The 17,795-nt window shown below is 63.9% G+C and carries 14 protein-coding genes; all 14 read right to left on the bottom strand.

What is annotated here, in order from left to right:
• Positions 1–369 precede the first annotated feature (369 nt).
• The 14 genes from ftsZ to ftsL all read right to left on the bottom strand — a co-directional run bounded on the left by ftsZ (position 370) and on the right by ftsL (position 17,791).
• On the bottom strand, positions 370–2,082 hold the full coding sequence (gene ftsZ / locus NDI72_RS03830; protein WP_206548134.1) for a cell division protein FtsZ: 1,713 nt from the start codon (positions 2,080–2,082) through the stop codon (positions 370–372).
• 69 nt (positions 2,083–2,151) lie between these two features.
• Positions 2,152–3,468: a cell division protein FtsA gene (gene ftsA, locus NDI72_RS03825; RefSeq protein WP_113155637.1), complete on the bottom strand. Its 1,317-nt coding sequence runs from the start codon at positions 3,466–3,468 to the stop codon at positions 2,152–2,154.
• Positions 3,465–4,343, bottom strand: coding sequence for a cell division protein FtsQ/DivIB (locus NDI72_RS03820; RefSeq protein WP_113155638.1), 879 nt, complete (start codon positions 4,341–4,343; stop codon positions 3,465–3,467). The genes ftsA and NDI72_RS03820 overlap by 4 nt, the downstream gene beginning before the upstream one ends.
• A gap of 29 nt (positions 4,344–4,372) precedes the next feature.
• On the bottom strand, positions 4,373–5,299 hold the full coding sequence (locus tag NDI72_RS03815; RefSeq protein WP_113155639.1) for a D-alanine--D-alanine ligase: 927 nt from the start codon (positions 5,297–5,299) through the stop codon (positions 4,373–4,375).
• Positions 5,300–5,641: 342 nt separating this feature from the next.
• Positions 5,642–6,604 carry a UDP-N-acetylmuramate dehydrogenase gene (gene murB / locus NDI72_RS03810; RefSeq protein ID WP_283799663.1) on the bottom strand — a complete coding sequence of 321 codons (963 nt, stop codon included), beginning with the start codon at positions 6,602–6,604 and terminating at the stop codon, positions 5,642–5,644.
• A complete protein-coding gene (gene murC / locus NDI72_RS03805) occupies positions 6,601–8,004 on the bottom strand; it encodes a UDP-N-acetylmuramate--L-alanine ligase (RefSeq protein WP_283799661.1) in 1,404 nt (467 codons plus the stop codon). Before murC ends, murB begins: the two co-directional genes overlap by 4 nt.
• On the bottom strand, positions 8,001–9,125 hold the full coding sequence (murG, locus tag NDI72_RS03800) for an undecaprenyldiphospho-muramoylpentapeptide beta-N-acetylglucosaminyltransferase (RefSeq protein WP_283799659.1): 1,125 nt from the start codon (positions 9,123–9,125) through the stop codon (positions 8,001–8,003). The genes murC and murG overlap by 4 nt, the downstream gene beginning before the upstream one ends.
• Position 9,126: 1 nt before the next feature.
• Positions 9,127–10,281, bottom strand: a complete 1,155-nt coding sequence (gene ftsW / locus NDI72_RS03795; protein ID WP_113155643.1) for a putative lipid II flippase FtsW — start codon at positions 10,279–10,281, stop codon at positions 9,127–9,129.
• Position 10,282: 1 nt separating this feature from the next.
• Entirely contained in the window at positions 10,283–11,680 is a 1,398-nt protein-coding gene (murD, locus tag NDI72_RS03790) for a UDP-N-acetylmuramoyl-L-alanine--D-glutamate ligase (protein ID WP_283799657.1), read from the bottom strand.
• A gap of 10 nt (positions 11,681–11,690) precedes the next feature.
• Positions 11,691–12,773 carry a phospho-N-acetylmuramoyl-pentapeptide-transferase gene (gene mraY, locus NDI72_RS03785; protein ID WP_113155645.1) on the bottom strand — a complete coding sequence of 361 codons (1,083 nt, stop codon included), beginning with the start codon at positions 12,771–12,773 and terminating at the stop codon, positions 11,691–11,693.
• Between the two features lie 3 nt (positions 12,774–12,776).
• On the bottom strand, positions 12,777–14,201 hold the full coding sequence (locus tag NDI72_RS03780; protein WP_283799654.1) for a UDP-N-acetylmuramoylalanyl-D-glutamyl-2,6-diaminopimelate--D-alanyl-D-alanine ligase: 1,425 nt from the start codon (positions 14,199–14,201) through the stop codon (positions 12,777–12,779).
• Positions 14,198–15,652: a UDP-N-acetylmuramoyl-L-alanyl-D-glutamate--2,6-diaminopimelate ligase gene (locus NDI72_RS03775; RefSeq protein WP_283799653.1), complete on the bottom strand. Its 1,455-nt coding sequence runs from the start codon at positions 15,650–15,652 to the stop codon at positions 14,198–14,200. Before NDI72_RS03775 ends, NDI72_RS03780 begins: the two co-directional genes overlap by 4 nt.
• Before the next feature lie 49 nt (positions 15,653–15,701).
• Complete coding sequence (locus NDI72_RS03770) at positions 15,702–17,426, bottom strand: peptidoglycan D,D-transpeptidase FtsI family protein (protein ID WP_113155648.1); 1,725 nt, start codon at positions 17,424–17,426, stop codon at positions 15,702–15,704.
• Positions 17,423–17,791: a cell division protein FtsL gene (gene ftsL / locus NDI72_RS03765; RefSeq protein WP_206554164.1), complete on the bottom strand. Its 369-nt coding sequence runs from the start codon at positions 17,789–17,791 to the stop codon at positions 17,423–17,425. The genes NDI72_RS03770 and ftsL overlap by 4 nt, the downstream gene beginning before the upstream one ends.
• Positions 17,792–17,795 lie beyond the last annotated feature (4 nt).

Genomic DNA, 17,795 nt, shown 5'->3' with positions numbered 1-17,795 from the left:
AAGCTCTCAAAGGCCTGCGCTCAGTCAAGCGCCAGCACGTCCATGGTTTTCAGGACAACACCCCCAAAATGCGTCCCACGCCCCGCCTTTAGTTGCGACGGAAGATAATGTCGCCAAATACAGACTCCAAATCACGCTTTCTTACTTCTTGTTACGGCATCACAAAAATCAGATTCAGCCATAACGACATGATTTGTTTAGGAATTTTTAACAAAAAGGGGGATGCGCCGCATCCCCCTCCCTGACATTTTGTTACAGGCGTAACCGCCGGAGCATCGGACCGAAAAGCGGAATCCGGTTTTCGGTTGATTCCGATGCTCTTCAAAAACCTGGCTCGTCCTTTGTGCATCCAATTGGATGCACGGCGATCTAGTTGGCCTGCCGGCGAAGGAAAGCGGGAATCTCCAGCTGATCCTCTTCCTGCACATTGCGCTGCTGCGTGGTCAGGCGGCCATGCTCGTCGAGACGGCCCTGACGCGGCGCATAGAGCTGACCGTCGCTTTCGGGTGCACGGCGCGCCTGCGGGGCTGCCTGACGCAGCTTCGGCTCGCGCGGCTGCTCCGAATAACCCTGCTCGGGGTCACGGCGCGAAAGACCATGCGTGAGGCGCTTGATCAGGCCCATCGGACCACGATCCTCATGCTCCTGCGCCTGGGCTTCCATCTCGGCCTTCACGACCGGCGGGAAATCCTCGACGCGCGGCATGCGCGGTGCGGCGGCCTGCGGCTGCGGCTGAACCTGCTCGGCGCGCGGCTGCATCGGAGCCGGCTGCGGCTGCTGCGGAGCCTGTGCGGCGACCGGAGCCGGTGCGGGCTGCTGCTGTACCGGCTTGGGAGCCGGCGCAGGCGCTGCGGCCTTCGGAGCCGGCTGAACCGGCTGTGCGCCACGGAAGAGCGAGCTCTGCGGCTGGAAACCACCATTGCTGACGGCAGGACGCGGCGTCGGCGCACGGGCGGCTACCGGAGCAGGTTCGGCGCGCTCGGCCTCACGGATTGCTTCGGCCACCGGATCGGCAACAACCTGCGGCTTGGCTTCAACGGCTGCCGGGCGCTGCATTTCCACCGTGCGCGGCTGAGCCGGACGCGAAGCGGATGCAGGTGCGGAAATCTCCGCTGCCGACTTGTCGATGCCGGTCGCGACGACCGAAACGCGGATGACGCCTTCCAGGTCTTCGTCGAAGGTCGCGCCGAGAATGATGTTCGCGTCCGGGTCCACTTCCTCGCGAATGCGGGTCGCGGCTTCGTCCACCTCGAACAGGGTCAGGTCGCGGCCGCCGGTGATCGAGATCAGAAGGCCGCGTGCGCCCTTCATGGAGCTCTCGTCCAGCAGCGGGTTGGCGATTGCAGCCTCGGCGGCAGCCATTGCACGGCCCTCGCCGGATGCTTCGCCGGTGCCCATCATGGCCTTGCCCATCTCGCGCATCACCGAGCGAACGTCGGCGAAGTCGAGGTTGATCAGGCCTTCCTTGACCATCAGGTCGGTGATGCAGGCGACACCCGAGTAGAGCACCTGGTCGGCCATCGCAAAGGCGTCGGCGAAGGTGGTCTTGTCGTTGGCGATGCGGAAGAGGTTCTGGTTCGGGATGACGATCAGCGTGTCAACGCACTTCTGCAGCTCCTCGATGCCGGCTTCCGCCGTCTTCATGCGGCGCTGGCCTTCGAAGTGGAACGGCTTGGTGACGACGCCAACGGTCAGGATGCCCTTTTCGCGGGCGGCGCGGGCCACAACGGGCGCAGCACCGGTGCCGGTGCCACCGCCCATGCCGGCGGTCACGAAGCACATGTGGGTGGAGGACAGGTGATCGACCAGTTCGTCGATGCATTCTTCGGCGGCGGCCTTACCAACTTCCGGCTGCGAACCGGCGCCAAGCCCCTCGGTCACGGCAGCGCCGAGCTGGATCAGGCGCTCGGCCTTGGACTGGGTCAGAGCCTGCGCATCGGTGTTTGCGACGACGAACTCGACGCCACGCAGACCGGCATTGATCATGTTGTTGACGGCGTTGCCGCCCCCGCCCCCGACACCGAAAACGGTGATGCGTGGCTTCAGCTCGGTAATGTCCGGCTTCTGCAGATTGATAGTCATTGTCCTCGTCCTTTCCGCCTTTGCCGCCGCCTGGTCGCCGCCGCGGTCGTCAATTTGGGGCCGCCCCCGCTAGAAGTTGCTTCTCAGCCACTGGCTGACGCGCTGGAACCGGCCACCAGTGCCAGTCGCGCGCGTGAATATGCCGCTCTTTCCGCTGCGGCCACGGTTTTCGAACTCCGCAACCTGCGGATAGATCAAGAGGCCCACCGAGGCGGAGAAAGCCGCCCCCTTGGCCGCTTCCGGAAGCCCCGCCACGCCGAGCGGACGCCCGAGCCTGACATTGCGCCCGAAAAGCCGGCGGGTTGCCTCAGGCAGACCGACAAGCTGGCTAGCGCCACCCGTCAGCACCACCCGGCGCCCCACCAGGCCGCCATATCCGGAGCGGTTCAGCTTGTCGCGAGCCATCTCCAGCGTTTCTTCGATGCGCGCGCGGATGATCCGGGTCATCACGGCGCGCGGCACCTGGATCGGCTGTTCGCTCGGATCCGCCCCCATCGGGTGGATCGAAACGATGTCCCGGTCGTCGCTCGAAGAGATGAGCGCCGAACCGTGCATGACCTTCAGCCGCTCCGCATCCTCAAGCCGCGCCGACAGGCCGCGCACCAGATCCATGGTCACGTGGTTGCCGCCAACCGGCAGCGCCTCGGCCCACACGAACTTGCCTTCGGCGAAGACGGAAATCGTCGTCGTGCCGCCGCCCATGTCGATGCAGGCCGCACCCATCTGCGCCTCGTCATCCACAAGTGCGGCCAGACCGCTTGCGTAGGGCGTCGCCACCATGCGCTCGACCGAAAGGTGCGAACGGTTGATGCAAAGCTCCAGATTGCGCAGCGGCGCTGCGTCCGCCGTCAGGATGTGCATGTCGACGCCGAGTTCCGCACCAACCATCCCGCGCGGATCGCGAATGCCGCGCTCGGCATCGAGGCTGAAGCCCGTCGCCAGCGAATGCACCACTTCACGCTCAGTCTCGAGCCCCTGCCGCGCACCGGCCGCGAGAACGCGGTTGATGTCGGACCGGGCGACCTCGTGACCGCCAAGATTGATCGACGCCGAGATCGTCTCGCTGCGCAGGCGTCCCGCCGACACGTTGACGATCAGCGAATCCACCGTCAGGCCCGCCATGCGCTCGGCCGCATCCACCGCAAGCCGGATCGATTCCTCGGCCCGGTCGAGATCGATGATGACGCCGGACTTCACGCCCTGCGACTGCTGATGACCGATGCCGATGACCTTCACACGATGCGTGCGATGGCGCAGCGCGCGGCCTTCCTCCGCCGGCATGAGCTTGGCGATGATGCAGCACACCTTGCTCGAACCAACATCGAGAACCGTGATGATGCCGGAGCGGCGCGCAGCGTTCTTCTTGGGATCTGATAACCAGCTCATATCTGCGCCCCACCTGCAATCCGCGCCTTGTAACGCTTGCGCATCGCTTCCTGGTGATCCTCGGCGGCATCCTCGGACAGACCGATGGCGATGCGGTCGCCAAGACGCATGTCCACCGAGGTGATGTCACGCGACAGAAGGCCCTTCTGGCGATCGAGCGAAGCCAGTGTCGCCAGCGTCAGCGCCTCGTCACGCTCGGGCAGTTTGATGGTCACGCCATTCTTCAGACGCAGATCCCAGCGCCGGTCGCCAATGCGGATATAGGCGCGCACCGCATCCGCAATCGCGGGATGACGCGCCACCTTGGCGATAAACTCCGGCCCGGCCTCACGCGCACCAACGCCGATCACCATCGGCAGCGCCGTGTAGCGCCCGCCATCGAACGGCGCGATCACCGAACCATCCTTCTCGATCAGGGAAAGCTCGTTGCCGTGCTGCCAGATCGCGAAAGGCTTCTTCTCGGTGATGTCGACTTCAAGCGTCGCCGGGTAAATCTTGCGGACAGCCACACCTTCGACCCATGGCAGGGCGGAAAGCCGCTCGCGCGCGCCCTCGGCGCTGAAACCGACCAGCGCCGTCCAGCCGTCGAGACCCACTTCCTGGATCACGTCGATCTCGGACGTTTCATCATTGCCGACCACATGAACCTGCGCAATCGCCAGACCGGTGCGCGCGGTCACGCTCTGCACCACCTGCGGCAGATGTCCGCCGGCAAGCGTTCCATAGATCGCGGTCGCGCCGAGAAGGGCAGCTGTTGCAATGCTCGCGCCAAAGCGCGGCGGCTCCACTTCGCCCGCATTGACGCGCTGCATGAAGCGGGCCGGCCGGCGCAGCCAGCGCGGCAGCACCACATCGCCGCCACGACGCCTTGCCATGTACCGGTCCTTCCCAGCCTTTGATGACGTCAGCGAGAACACGAAGCGTCCTCCACAATCCAACTCAACAATTCACCAAACCCAATTCCCGCCGCTGCGGCGATCTCGGGCACCAGAGAGGTTGGCGTCATGCCGGGCTGCGTGTTCACCTCCAACCAGACAAGCTCTCCATCAGCGGATTTGCGATCGTCAAAACGGAAGTCGGACCGGGACACGCCCCGGCAGCCAATAGCCTTGTGTGCCGTGAGGGCCAGTGTCTCTATTTTTTGGTAAATATTTGGTGAAATTTTTGCCGGGCATTCGTGTTTTGACCCACCCGGAACGTATTTCGAGTCGTAATCGTAGAAGGTGTGACCGACCGGAATGATCTCGGCAATGCCGAGCGCACGATCACCCATCACCGCACAGGTGAACTCGCGTCCGGCCACATAGCGCTCGACCATCACGCGCTCGCCATACTGCCAGTCCGTCGAGCTGATGATCTGCGGGGGCGTGCTCTGCCCCTCCTGCACGATCACCACACCAAAGCTGGACCCCTCATTGACGGGCTTCACCACATAGGGCGGCTCCATCGGGTGCTCATTGCCGATCTGGAAACGGTTGACCACCAGCGCGTCGGCGACCGGAATGCCTTCCGCCTTCGCCACGGTCTTGGCAAGCTGCTTGTCCATGGCAAGCGCGGACGCCAGCACGCCGGAATGCGTGTAGGGAATATCGAGATATTCGAGAATGCCCTGAATGGCCCCGTCCTCACCGAACGGACCATGCAAGGCATTGAAGGCGACATCGGGATTGAGATCAGACAGGACACGCGCAACATCGCGCCCAACATCGACACGCGTGACAGCATAGCCCTCGACTTCGAGAGCGTCGGCGCAGGCAGTACCGGAAGAAAGACTAACCGGCCTCTCGGAGGAGAATCCCCCCATCAGGACGGCAACGTGCTTCCTCTTCATTTTCCGGCTACCCCCTTGTCCAAGCGCCCGGAATTTCGGGCAATATTCCGCATTGGCCGAGCAAGACCTCCTCAAATGGGAAAGCCCCCGACCCGAACGCCGCGACTCAAATCAGTGATTACTTATGGGCCAAAGAATCAGAGGTTTGATTCCAAGGCAAGGGCTTGAGATTCCCGAAGATTCAATTTTCTGAAAATTTTACATTTTGTGAACGCAAACACCCCCGGGACGCAACTTGACACATCCGGGAGGGGCAGAACTGCTGCGGCGCAACATAGACCGCGCGGGAGCAAATATCCCCGGCCGCATCCTCGTGCGACCGGTATTCACAGTGGAGCAAAACTAGAGCATCTGCCCCAGAAACGGGTCGATCTCGCGACCGTCGCGGAATTCACCGATGCGCTTGATCTCCCATTCGAGACGAACGCCCGAATGCTCAAGAACCTTCGCGCGCACCGTCTCGCCCAGATATTCCAGGTCGTAGCCGCTCGCCGTTCCGGTGTTGATCATGAAGTTGCAGTGCATGGGCGACATCTGCGCGCCGCCAATGGTCAGCCCGCGGCACCCGGCCTTGTCGACCTCTTTCCAGGCCGAGCTTTCAGGCGGGTTCTTGAAGGTGGAGCCACCCGTTTTCTCACGCACCGGCTGCACGGTCTCGCGGTGATGCTGAACCGCATCCATCTCGCTGCGGATGACATCGGGATCTTCCCGGTAACCTTCCATAAGAGCGGAGGTGAAGATCAGGTCACGGGGCGCGTCCGAATGCCGGTAGGCGTAGCCCATATCGGCATTGGAGAAGACATGCAGCTCGCCCTTCCGGTCAAGCGCGCGCACTTCGATCACCCGCTCTTTCGTCTCGACGCCATTGGCGCCCGCATTCATGCGCAGCGCACCGCCCAGACCACCGGGAATGCCGTGATAGAAATGAAACCCGCCAATGCCGGCCTCAAGCGCCGCTGCGGCAAGCCGCTTGTCGGGAATGGCCGCGCCCGCGCGAATGCGGGTATCGGAAACCACTTCCGCCTGGCCAAACCCCTTGGCCGAAAGCCGCACCACGAAACCGCGAATGCCGCCCTCGCGCACCAGAAGGTTCGAGCCGATGCCCACCATGGTCACCGGAATGTCTTCCGGCACCGCTTTCAGAAATGCGGAGAGGTCTTCCTCATCGGCCGGCTGAAACAGAACATCAGCCGGACCGCCGGCGCGAAACCAGGTGATCTTGTCCATGCCGGCGTCGGGCGTCAGCCGTCCGCGCAGGCCCGACAGCCGGTCGCCGAGACGCTCCAGCAGTTCCGCTCCGCTCATCCCTTGGCCTCAAGCTCTTTGGGCAGCGCATAGGCCCACTGGGTGATGTTGCCGGCGCCCAGATAGACGATGAAATCGCCTTCCTTCGCCCAGTCGCGCACAATCTGCTCGACCGCTTCCGGCCCTTCGATATACGCCACGTCGCGGTGGCCCGAAGCGCGGATGCGCGAAACGAGCGTGTCGGACGTCACGCCTTCGATCGGGTCTTCGCCCGCCGAATAGACCGGCGCGACCAGCACCTTGTCCGCCTCGTTGAAGCAGGCGGCGAAATCGTCGAACAGATCATGCAGGCGCGAATAGCGGTGCGGCTGCGCAATCGCCAGAATGCGCCCCTGACACGCCTCGCGCGCGGCCTTCAGCACGGCGCGGATCTCGACCGGGTGATGGCCGTAATCGTCAAACACGCTGACGCCGTTCCACACGCCCGTAAGCGTGAAGCGGCGCTTCACGCCGCCAAAGCCCGCCAGACCTGCGCGGATCGCCTCATGGTCGATGCCAAGCTCATGCGCCACGGCAATGGCCGCCGTCGCGTTCGACACATTGTGCCGGCCGGGCATCGGAAGGCGCAGACCCTCAAGCGTCTGCGTCTCGCCCGTCTTGCGGTCGCGGAATGTCACGTCAAACACGGAGACCGGACCGTCCATGTGATGATTGGAGAACCGCACATCGGCCTGCGGGTTCTCGCCATAGGTGATGACGCGGCGGTCCTCGATGCGGCCAACCAGCGCCTGCACCTCGGCATGGTCGATGCACATGGCGGCAAAACCGTAGAACGGCACATTCTCGACGAACTGGCGGAAGGCCGCGCGCAGCTTGTCGAAATCTCCGTAATGATCGAGATGCTCGGGATCGATATTGGTGATGACGGCAATGTCGGCGGGCAGCTTGAGGAAGGTGCCATCGCTCTCATCGGCCTCGACGACCATCCAGTCGCCCTCGCCCATGCGCGCATTGGTGCCATAGGCGTTGATGATGCCGCCATTGATGACCGTCGGGTCGAACCCGCCCGCATCGAAGAGTGCCGCCACCATCGAGGTCGTGGTCGTCTTGCCATGGGTGCCGCCAATGGCGACCGCCTGACCGAAGCGCATCAGCTCGGCCAGCATCTCGGCGCGGCGAACGATGGGCAGATGCTTCTCACGCGCCGCAACGATCTCGGGATTGTCTTTCCTGATGGCCGTCGAAACGACGATGACTTCCGCCTCGCCCAGATTTTCTCCGGCGTGACCGATGAAAACCTCGATACCCTTCTCGCGCAGGCGCACCACATTGGGGTTCTCGGCCTGGTCAGATCCCTGCACCTTGTAGCCAAGCGTGTGCAGCGCCTCGGCGATGCCGCTCATGCCTATGCCGCCGATGCCGACGAAATGCACGGTTCCAATCGTCTGCGGCATTTTCATGCGCGGGTTCCTTCCTTCATTGTGTCTGCGGGTTGGCCGGAGGCAATAGCCTCCACGAGGTCGGCAAGCAACTCCGCTGCATTGGGTTTGCCCACGCTGCGCGCGGCAGCCGCCATCTCGGCCAGATGTTGAGGATCGTTCATGGCGCCGCCGATCAGCTCTGCAAGCCGCTCGGGCGAGAGCGTTGACTGGGCGTGAAGCTCCGCGCCACCGGCCCTTTCAAGCGCTGCCGCATTGGCCGCCTGATCATGATCGAGCGCATGCGGATAAGGCACCAGAAACGCCGGACGGCCAATGGCCGCGATTTCCGAAACGGTCGAAGCGCCAGAGCGTGAAATGACCAGATGGCTCTCGGCGATGCGGTGCGCCATGTCCTTGAAGAAGGTGGAGACCTCGGCTGGCACGCCAAGCTTCTCATAGGCCGCGCGCACCTCGCCCTCGTCTTCGGGACGCGCCTGCTGCGTCACGACGAGCCGCGCCCGCTGCTCAGGCTCAAGCAGCGCAATCGCTGCGGGGATCGCATCGGAAAAGAACTGCGCGCCCTGGCTGCCGCCAAAGACCAGAAGCCTGAAAGGCTCCTGCGCGCCTGCCGCACGATAAGGTTCTGCCGCAGCTTCGATGACCGCAGGGCGCACCGGGTTGCCCGTCGCCACGATCTTGTCGGCAAACGCACCCTCATCCGGCAGAAAGCCGCCGGCAATCGCCTGCACACGGCCAGCCAGCGCCTTGTTGGCGCGTCCCATCACCGCGTTCTGTTCATGAACCAGCGCCGGTATGCTGCGCCGTGTGGCGGCATAAAGCGGCGGAAGCGTCGGATAACCACCGAACCCGACCACGGCTGCCGGCTTGAACCGTTGCAGGATCACCGAAGCCTGCTTGACGCCGCGCCAGATGGTCCAGCCGGCCTTCAGAAGCGCAATCGGATTTTTGGAACCGAACGTGGCGCTCTCAACGATGTGCGTCTCGTCGGCGGGAAACGAACCGGCAAAGCGCGACGCACGCCGGTCGGTCGCCAGATGCACCGACCAGCCGCGCTCATGCAGCGTGTGCGCCAGAGCTTCGGCCGGAAAAAGGTGACCGCCGGTCCCACCGGCGGCAAGAAGGATCGTACCCTTGGTCATGTTATCCTGCGACTGCCTCGCGTCCCGCCGGCTGCGCATAGGCGACCGGGCGGCGCTTTTCGGGTTTGCGGCGCGTGAGCGCCAGCACGAAGCCCATGGAAATGGCCATGGCGATCAGCGATGAACCGCCATAGGAGATGAAGGGCAGCGTCATGCCCTTGGCCGGCAGCATGCGGACATTCACGCCCATATTGATGATCGACTGGAAGCCGAACAGAATCACCAGCCCGCTCACCGCGTAGCGCGTAAAATCGTCTTCTTCGCGGCGCGCCTTTGAAAGACCGCGCAGCACAACGAAGGCGAAGATACTCAAAATGATAAGAAGGATGATGATCCCGAACTCTTCGCCCGCCACGGCGAACACGAAGTCGGTGTGGCTGTCGGGAAGAATGCGCTTCACCGTGCCTTCGCCCGGCCCCCGCCCGAACCAGCCGCCGCGGGTGATCGCCTCGATGCTCATGTCCACCTGATAGGTGTCGCCCTCGCCGGTCAGAAAGCGGTCAATACGGTCGGCCACATGCGGAAAGATCGTGTAGGCGAGAAACGCGCCGCCCGCGCCCAGCGCGCCGAGCACGGCGATCCAGAGCCACGGCATGCCGGCGATGAAGAACATCGCGCCCCATGTGCCAAGCACCAGCATGGTCTGACCCAGATCGGGCTGCGCGACCAGAAGCGCGATGACGAGACCGAGCAGCAGCATCGCAAATAGATTGCCTGGAATTTCGGGCTGGCGCGCATGCTCATGGAAGAGCCAGGCGCAGATCACCACAAAGGCGGGTTTCAGATATTCCGAAGGCTGAATGGAGACGCCGAATATGTGGAGCCAGCGCCGCGAGCCCTTCACTTCCATACCGGCAAAGAGCGTCAGCACCATCAGCGCCAGAGCGCCCACCAGCATCACGAGCGCCAGTCGCCGCACCAGACGCGGGCTGAGGAACGAAACACCGATCATCACCACCACCGCAGGCAGCATGTAGACAATCTGGCGCGTCACGAAATGGAAGCTGGACAGGCCGATGCGATCGGCAACGGCCGGGCTTGCCGCAAACGACAGAACGACGCCAAGCCCCATAAGAAGCAGGAACGCGCCAAGGAACCAACGGTCGATGGTCCACCACCAATTGGCAACCGGGCTTCGGTCGGTGCGGCTCACCATGTCACTTGCTCCCCATCATCTCGGCGCCGGCGAGCGAACGAACCGCCTCGCGGAAGGCATCGCCACGCACCTCAAAATTCCTGAACTGATCGAAACTCGCACAGGCTGGCGATAACAGGACTACAGCCTCCGGCGCGGGATCGCCCGCCGCATCGCGCGCCGCATGGTCGACGGCTTTGTCTATGGTACCCGAAATCTCGAACGCCGTCGCCTCTCCGATCGTAGCAGCAAAGGCTGGTGCGGCCTCGCCCACCAGATAGGCCTTCGCGACGCGCGGAAAGAGGCTCTTCAGCGTTTCAATCCCGCCATCCTTGGGCAGGCCGCCGGCAATCCAGTAGATGCGTTCAAAGCTTGAAAGCGCCCGCTCCGCCGCATCGGCGTTGGTCGCCTTGGAATCGTTGACGAACAGCACCCGCCCCTTGCGCGCCACCTGCTCCATGCGGTGGGCAAGCCCCGGAAAGCTGTTGAACCCTGCCTGTATCTCTTCGAGGCTGAGCCCGCATTCCAGACAGGCCGCCAGTGCGGCAAGCGCGTTCTGCGCATTGTGCGCGCCGCGCAGCGAGCCGATGCCTTCAAGCGTGGCGAGCTGTTCGGCAACGCCGTTCACCGCCCGCATCAAAGCGAGCCCGTCGAGGTAGAACCCGTCATCGAGCCGGGACGTTGATGAAATGCGCTCGACCCTGCGCCCTGCCTCAGCAAGCCGGTCGGCGATGCGGCGGCAATCGGGATCGTCGACACCGACAATCGCCAGCCAGCTTTTCGCCACCAGCCGTTCCTTGATCGAGGCATAATTCTCGAACGAGCCGTGCCGGTCGAGATGATCGGGCGACAGGTTCAGGAGAATGCCCACCGAGGGGTCGAGTGTGGGTGCGAGATCGATCTGGTAGGAGGAGCACTCCACCACGTAATGCCGTTCGGGCTGCGGCGCGTCGAGCGTCATGACCGCCCGGCCGATATTGCCACCCATCTGCGTGTCGCGCCCCGCATCGGCGAGAATATGCGCGATAAGCGCCGTGGTGGTCGATTTGCCATTGGTGCCGGTGATCGCCACCAGCGGTGCGTCGGGCGCATGGGCCTGCCGCTCGCGGGCGAACAGCTCCACATCGCCGATGATCTCCACACCCGCCGCCTGCGCCAGCTCCACGCTCCAGTGCGGGCGCGGATGGGTCAGCGGCACGCCGGGCGACAGGACGAACGCATCCTGCGCGCTCCAGTCGATGCCGCGCAGGTCGCCCGTGGGCACGCCCTCGCCGGCAGCCCGCGCCACGCTTTCGGGATTGTCGTCGAACGCGGTCACCACCGCGCCGCCGGCAACCAGCGCGCGCGCCGTCGCGATGCCCGAGCCGCCAAGCCCGAACAGAGCGACATTCCTGCCCTTGAAGACGGAGGCCGGGATCATCGCGCCCGCCCTAGCGCAGCTTGAGGGTGGACAGGCCCACCAGCGCCAGAAGCACCGCAATGATCCAGAAACGGATCACCACCTGGCTTTCGGTCCAGCCGAGCTTTTCGAAGTGATGGTGTATCGGGGCCATCAGGAACACCCGTTTGCCGGTCATCTTGAAGACCGCCACCTGAATGATCACCGAAAGGATTTCCACCACGAAAAGGCCGCCGATGATGGCGAGCACGATCTCGTGCTTGGTGGCCACGGCAACCGAGCCGATCAGGCCGCCAAGCGCCAGCGATCCCGTGTCGCCCATGAAGATTGCTGCCGGCGGCGCGTTGAACCACAGGAAGCCGAGCCCCGCACCGATCACCGCGCCAAGGATCACCGCCAGCTCACCCGTGCCGGGCACGAAGTGGATCTGCAGATAGTTGGCGAAGATGGCGTTACCGGAGAGATAGGCGATCACGCCGAACGACGCCGCCGCCACCATGACCGGCACCGTGGCAAGCCCGTCGAGACCATCGGTCAGGTTCACCGCATTGCCCGCGCCCACGATCACGAAGGCCGCGAAAGGCACGAAGAAGATGCCCAGATTGAGCAGGAAATCCTTGAAGAAGGGGAAGGTCAGAGACGAGGAGAACGGCGCCTGCCCCGCATTCATGATGACCCAGGCGGCAATGCCCGCAATCACGAATTCGGCCGTCAGGCGCGCCTTGCCCGAAAAGCCCAGATGCGACTGCTTCGTCACCTTGAGATAATCGTCATAGAAGCCGATGGCGCCGAAGCCCAGCGTGACCATCAGCACCACCCAGACATAAACGCTGGAGAGGTTCGCCCAGAGCGCACAGGAGCCCAGAATGCCCGACAGGATCATGAGCCCGCCCATGGTCGGTGTGCCGGCCTTCTTGAAATGGGTCTGCGGACCGTCGGCGCGGATCGGCTGCCCCTTGCCCTGACGCACACGCAGCGATGCGATGATCATCGGCCCGAACAGGAAAACGATCAGCGCCGAGGTGATCAGCGCACCGCCGGTGCGGAAGGTGATGTAACGAAATACGTTGAGAACCGAAACTTCATCGGCTAGGTCAACGAGCATCATGAGCATGGATCAGTCCCCCGTCGCCGCGCCCGGATAGGTTTTTAGGATGGCGTCGACCAGTTTGTTGAAGCCGATGCTTTTTGAAGATTTGATCATGACGGCGTCGCCGGGCTTCACAGCCGCAAGCACAAGCGCGCGCAGATCGTCCGTTGCTTCGCGGTGTTCCACCGGCAGCCCTTCGGGCAGTGCCGCGGCCAGCGCTTTCATTTCCCTGCCGGCGAGGAAAACGAGCTCCGTGCCCGCATCCGTCACCATGCCGGCGAGCCCGGCATGCAGCTTTTCTGCATGTTCGCCAAGCTCCGCCATATCGCCCAGAACGGCGATGCGCCGTCCACCGGCTTCCGGCTCGGCGCGCTTCAACAGGTCGAAGGCAGCCGCCATGGAGGCCGGATTGGCGTTGAAGCTCTCATCGATCAGCGTGAACGCGCCGCCATCGAGCATCAGCCGATGGCGTGCGCCGCGCCCGGCCTCGGCGTCGAAGGAGCCAAGCGCCATCGCAGCCTTCTGCAGGTCGGCCTGCGCCAGATGGACCGCACCCAGCGTCGCCAGCGCATTCTGCACCATGTGCCGCCCCGGCGCGCCCAGCCGCACCTCGGTCGCCTCGCCATCGATCTCGATGGCAAAGGTTGAGGATTGCGGACCGCACTCCACATGGGTCAGCCGGATATCGGCCTTTTCGTGCGCGCCGAAGCCGGCAATGGTCTTCACGCCGGCCTCTTCGGCCAGACGCGCAAGCGTGTCCCAGTGCGCATCGTCGCGGTTGATCAGCGCCGCGCCGCCCTTCACCAGCCCCTCGAAGATCTCGCCCTTGGCGTGGGCGATTTCCTCAACGCTCTTGAAGAAGCCCAGATGCGCGGCAGCCACCAGCGTCACCACGGCGATGTGCGGACGCACCATCTTCACCAGCGGGCGGATTTCGTCGGGATGGTTCATGCCGATCTCGAAGATCGCGTAATCGCAATCGGCCGGCATGCGGGCGAGCGTCAGCGGCACGCCCCAGTGATTGTTGAACGAGCGGTCGGCCGCATGCACGCTGCCGCAGGCGGAAAACGCCTGGCGCATCATGTTTTTGGTGGAGGTCTTGCCGACCGAGCCGGTCACCGCCACGATCTTGGCGCGGCTGCGCAGTCGCGCCGCGCGCCCCAGATCTTCCAGCGCGCCCAGAACGTCCGGCACCACCACCATCGGCACGGCCAGCCGCCCGAGCGCCGGCAGCTTCGCCTCGGCGACGATCAGCACCGAAGCGCCCGCCGCCATGGCAGCGGTGGCGAAGCTGTGCCCGTCAAAACGCTCGCCCTCAATGGCGAAGAACGCGTCGCCCGGGTTGAGCGTCCGCGTATCGATGGAAATACCGGTGATGGGGCCTGATGCCTGGCCCAGCGGTCTTCCGCCCGTCGCCTGCACCAGCGCCTCGAAGGTCCACAACGTGCTCATCCGGCGCGCTCCGCGAGTGCCGTGCGCACTTCCTCATGATCGGAGAAATGGTGTTTGCGGCCTGCAATTTCCTGACCCGTTTCATGGCCCTTGCCGGCCACGATCAGCGTGTCGCCTTCCTCAAGCATGGCGACGGCGGCGCGGATCGCTTCACGGCGGTCGCCGATCTCACGCGCGCCCGACGCCGCTTCCATGACGGCGGCGCGGATCATCGCCGGATCTTCCGAGCGCGGATTGTCGTCGGTCACGATGGCCACATCGGCAAGCCGCGTGGCGATCTCACCCATGATCGGGCGCTTGCCCGTATCGCGGTCGCCGCCGCAACCGAACACCACGATCACGCGACCGGTGGTGAAGGGCCGCACCGACTGGAGCACATTCTCAAGGCCGTCCGGCTTGTGGGCGTAGTCCACATAGACCTGCGCGCCATTGCCGGCCGTTCCGACCAGCTCCAGCCGTCCCGAAGCGCCCTTCAGCGTCTCAAGTGCGGCAAAGGCCGTTTCCGCCGCAGTGCCGGTGCTGATGGCAAGGCCTGCCGCAACCAGCGCATTGGCCACCTGGAAGTCGCCCGCAAGCGGCAGGTCCACCTCGTAGATCACGCCGTCGACATCCACTTCGGCGCGCTGGCGATGCCGCTCATGCTCGACCCGCTTCAGGGTCAGGAAACCGCCCTTGCGGCCCACGGTGCGCACATCGAGACCCGCAGCTTTCGCCGCCTTCTCGGTCGGCTCCGACCACGGATCGTCAGCGAAGATCACCGCCGGCGCGCCCTTGGGCAGCAGCGCATCGAAGAGCCGCATCTTGGCGCGGTGATACTCCTCGATCGTCGGATGGTAATCCATGTGGTCGCGGCCAAGATTGGTGAAACCGCCGGCAGCGAGCCGCACGCCATCGAGACGGCGCTGGTCGAGCCCGTGGCTGGAAGCTTCCATGGAGGCATGGGTCACGCCCGCCCCCGCGAGCTCGTCCAGAAGACGGTGCAGCGCAATCGGGTCGGGCGTCGTCAGTTCGCCATATTCATCGCGCCCCGGCGCAACCACCCCGGTGGTGCCGATGCTGGCAGCGGGCAGTCCCGCATGTTCCCAGATCTGCCGCGTGAAAGAGGCAACGGAGGTCTTGCCGCTGGTGCCGGTCACGGCGACCATGGTTTCGGGCTGGCGCGGAAACACACGCGCAGCGCAGAGCGCCAGCGCACGGCGCGGATCGTCGGTCTCGATGACGGGAATGCCCGGATCAGACGAAAGCGCGCCCGGTCGTGCAATGATGGCCGCAGCGCCCCTGCGCGCAGCCTCCTGCGCGAAGGACGCGCCGTCCGCCTTTACGCCGGCAAGCGCGAAGAACAGGTCACCGGCTTCAACCGTGCGAGAATCCGACGAAACGCCTGAAATCGGTCGATCCGCCGGCAAGAGCCCCTGACTGGAAAGAATGTCTGCAAATTCACTGAATTTCATGGGCCCCGGCGCTTTCAATTACCACGTTTCCCCTCGGCGCATGGCCGACTCACTGCTGTGAGACCAGCAAAGCATTACTTTCTTGACCGAATTCGGGCTTCACGCCAAGAAGCGGCGCAGAGCGGCGAATGATGTTACGCACCATCGGTGCGGCATTCATGCCCGCTGTTGCACTGATGCCATCCCGCTCCGGCTTCGGCTCATCGACGAAGACGAGAACCACATAGTCCGGATCATCAGCCGGGAAACCGGCGATGTAGGCGTTGAAGCGCACATTGTTTGAGTAGCGGCCGTTCACGACCTTCTCGGCCGTGCCCGTCTTGCCACCCACATAATAGCCTTCCACCTCGGCGCGGCGGCCCGAGCCCTTTTCCGTGTTGAGACGGAAGAGGTAGCGCATTTCGGCGCTGGTCTTCGGCGAGATCACCTGTTCGGCGATTTCGTTGGCCTCGGCCTCGGTGCGCGGCAGGAAGGTCGGCGGGAAAAGCTTGCCGCCATTCAGCATCGCTGCCGCTGCAACCGCCGTCTGAAGCGGCGTGGTCGCCATGCCGTGACCGTAGGAGATCGTGATCGAGTTGATCTTCTTCCAGGTCTTCGGCTCGGTCGGGAGAGCAACCTCCGGCAGTTCCGTGGGCAGGCGTCCCAGAAGACCGATCTTCTGCAGGAAGGCGCGGTGTCCGTCGATACCAACAACGTCGGCCATCTTGGCCGTGCCGATGTTGGACGAGTAGATGAAGATCTCCGGAACGCTCAGCACACGGCGCTTGCCATGGAAGTCGTTGATGGTAAAGCCGCCGATGCGGATCGGCCGTGTGGCGTCAAAACTGTCATTGATGCTCACCAGGCCGGAATCGAGCGCCATGGCGGTGGTGAAGAGCTTGAAGGTCGACCCCATCTCGAACACGCCTGCCGACATGCGGTTCAGCCGATCCTTGTCGAGCGCGTTGACCGGGTTGTTGGGATCGTAATCGGGCACCGAGCCCATGCCCACCACTTCGCCCGTACGCGCATTGAGCACCACCGCACCGGCGGCAATCGCCTTGTAGCGGTCGAGCGCCTGCACCAACTCGTCGCGTATGATGTGCTGGACGCGCAGATCAAGAGAAAGCCTGACCGGCTCCAGATGCCCCTCGACCGCGAGGCCCGTCGCCTGTAGGTCGGCAAGCCCCTGATCGTCGACGAATTTTTCGATGCCGGCGATACCCTTGTTGTCGATGTTCACGAGACCGACAATGTGCGAGGCCGTCGGGCCACCCGGATAGAAGCGGCGCTTCTCGGTGCGGAAACCAAGGCCCGGAATGCCGAGCGCCAGAATGTCGGCCTGCTGACGCGGCGAAAGCTGGCGACGCAGCCACACAAAACCGGCATCGCTGTCGAGCCGGCGATAGGTCTGCTGATAGTTCAGGTCGGGCAGAACCGTGGAGAGCTTCTCGATGGCCTCGTCGATGTCGACGATGCGACGCGGCTCTGCAAAGAGCGACGCCGTCTTGATGTCGGTCGCCAGAACTTCGCCATTGCGGTCCACGAGATCGGGCCGCGACGCGGTCACGCGGGCAGCGGGAAGGCTCGCTTCGGGCTCTTCCTGCATGGCCAGATGCACGAGACGGCCACCAAGCGCGGCGTAAATGCCGAAGATCACGGCCATGGCCATGACGACGCGATTCTGCGCCCGGCCGCCACGCGCCTTGCCTGCGCCATCCATGACAATGGTTGCAGCCCCGCGGCGCACCGCAGAGGTATCCGTGTCGTGGGTGTATTCGCTTGCCCCAGTCATGGCCGCACCGCCCCGGTTGTCGTCTGGTCAGGACCGCCATCGGCACCCGCCATGTCGGTGACGATCCCCTCAATGGTCAATGGCCGCTCCGGCAGATCGGAGAACTCGGCGATGCGCGGCGCTTCCACCGGCTCAAGCCCCAGCTCTTCCTTGTAGGTTTCCGTCAGCCGCTGCAGGCGCGCAGGCTGTGTCAGCAGGCTCCAGTCCGCCTTCAGAATGTCGATGGAGTCCTTCTCCAGCTCGGCCTGCCGCTCAATCGTGCGCAGCTCCTTGTAGCTGGCCTCGGCGTCGTGCTTGGTCTTGTAGGTAAAGGCGGCGGCAGCCATCATCACCGTGATCAGAACAATATCGCTTGTGCGAAACATCTGA

This window comes from Nitratireductor sp. GZWM139 (assembly GCF_030068685.1).
In the GTDB taxonomy this organism is placed as follows: Bacteria; Pseudomonadota; Alphaproteobacteria; order Rhizobiales; family Rhizobiaceae; genus Nitratireductor; species Nitratireductor aquimarinus.
Note: the sequence above shows the minus strand (reverse complement) of the source record. Positions and strands in the feature narration are given on the sequence as shown.

Bases quoted from the DNA above. Each gene is read 5' to 3' on its own strand.
- ftsZ (WP_206548134.1), bottom strand. From the start codon at position 2,082: ATGACTATCAATCTGCAGAAGCCGGACATTACCGAGCTGAAGCCACGC.
- ftsA (WP_113155637.1), bottom strand. From the start codon at position 3,468: ATGAGCTGGTTATCAGATCCCAAGAAGAACGCTGCGCGCCGCTCCGGC.
- NDI72_RS03820 (WP_113155638.1), bottom strand. From the start codon at position 4,343: ATGGCAAGGCGTCGTGGCGGCGATGTGGTGCTGCCGCGCTGGCTGCGC.
- NDI72_RS03815 (WP_113155639.1), bottom strand. From the start codon at position 5,299: ATGAAGAGGAAGCACGTTGCCGTCCTGATGGGGGGATTCTCCTCCGAG.
- murB (WP_283799663.1), bottom strand. From the start codon at position 6,604: ATGAGCGGAGCGGAACTGCTGGAGCGTCTCGGCGACCGGCTGTCGGGC.
- murC (WP_283799661.1), bottom strand. From the start codon at position 8,004: ATGAAAATGCCGCAGACGATTGGAACCGTGCATTTCGTCGGCATCGGC.
- murG (WP_283799659.1), bottom strand. From the start codon at position 9,125: ATGACCAAGGGTACGATCCTTCTTGCCGCCGGTGGGACCGGCGGTCAC.
- ftsW (WP_113155643.1), bottom strand. From the start codon at position 10,281: ATGGTGAGCCGCACCGACCGAAGCCCGGTTGCCAATTGGTGGTGGACC.
- murD (WP_283799657.1), bottom strand. From the start codon at position 11,680: ATGATCCCGGCCTCCGTCTTCAAGGGCAGGAATGTCGCTCTGTTCGGG.
- mraY (WP_113155645.1), bottom strand. From the start codon at position 12,773: ATGCTCATGATGCTCGTTGACCTAGCCGATGAAGTTTCGGTTCTCAAC.
- NDI72_RS03780 (WP_283799654.1), bottom strand. From the start codon at position 14,201: ATGAGCACGTTGTGGACCTTCGAGGCGCTGGTGCAGGCGACGGGCGGA.
- NDI72_RS03775 (WP_283799653.1), bottom strand. From the start codon at position 15,652: ATGAAATTCAGTGAATTTGCAGACATTCTTTCCAGTCAGGGGCTCTTG.
- NDI72_RS03770 (WP_113155648.1), bottom strand. From the start codon at position 17,426: ATGACTGGGGCAAGCGAATACACCCACGACACGGATACCTCTGCGGTG.
- ftsL (WP_206554164.1), bottom strand. From the start codon at position 17,791: ATGTTTCGCACAAGCGATATTGTTCTGATCACGGTGATGATGGCTGCC.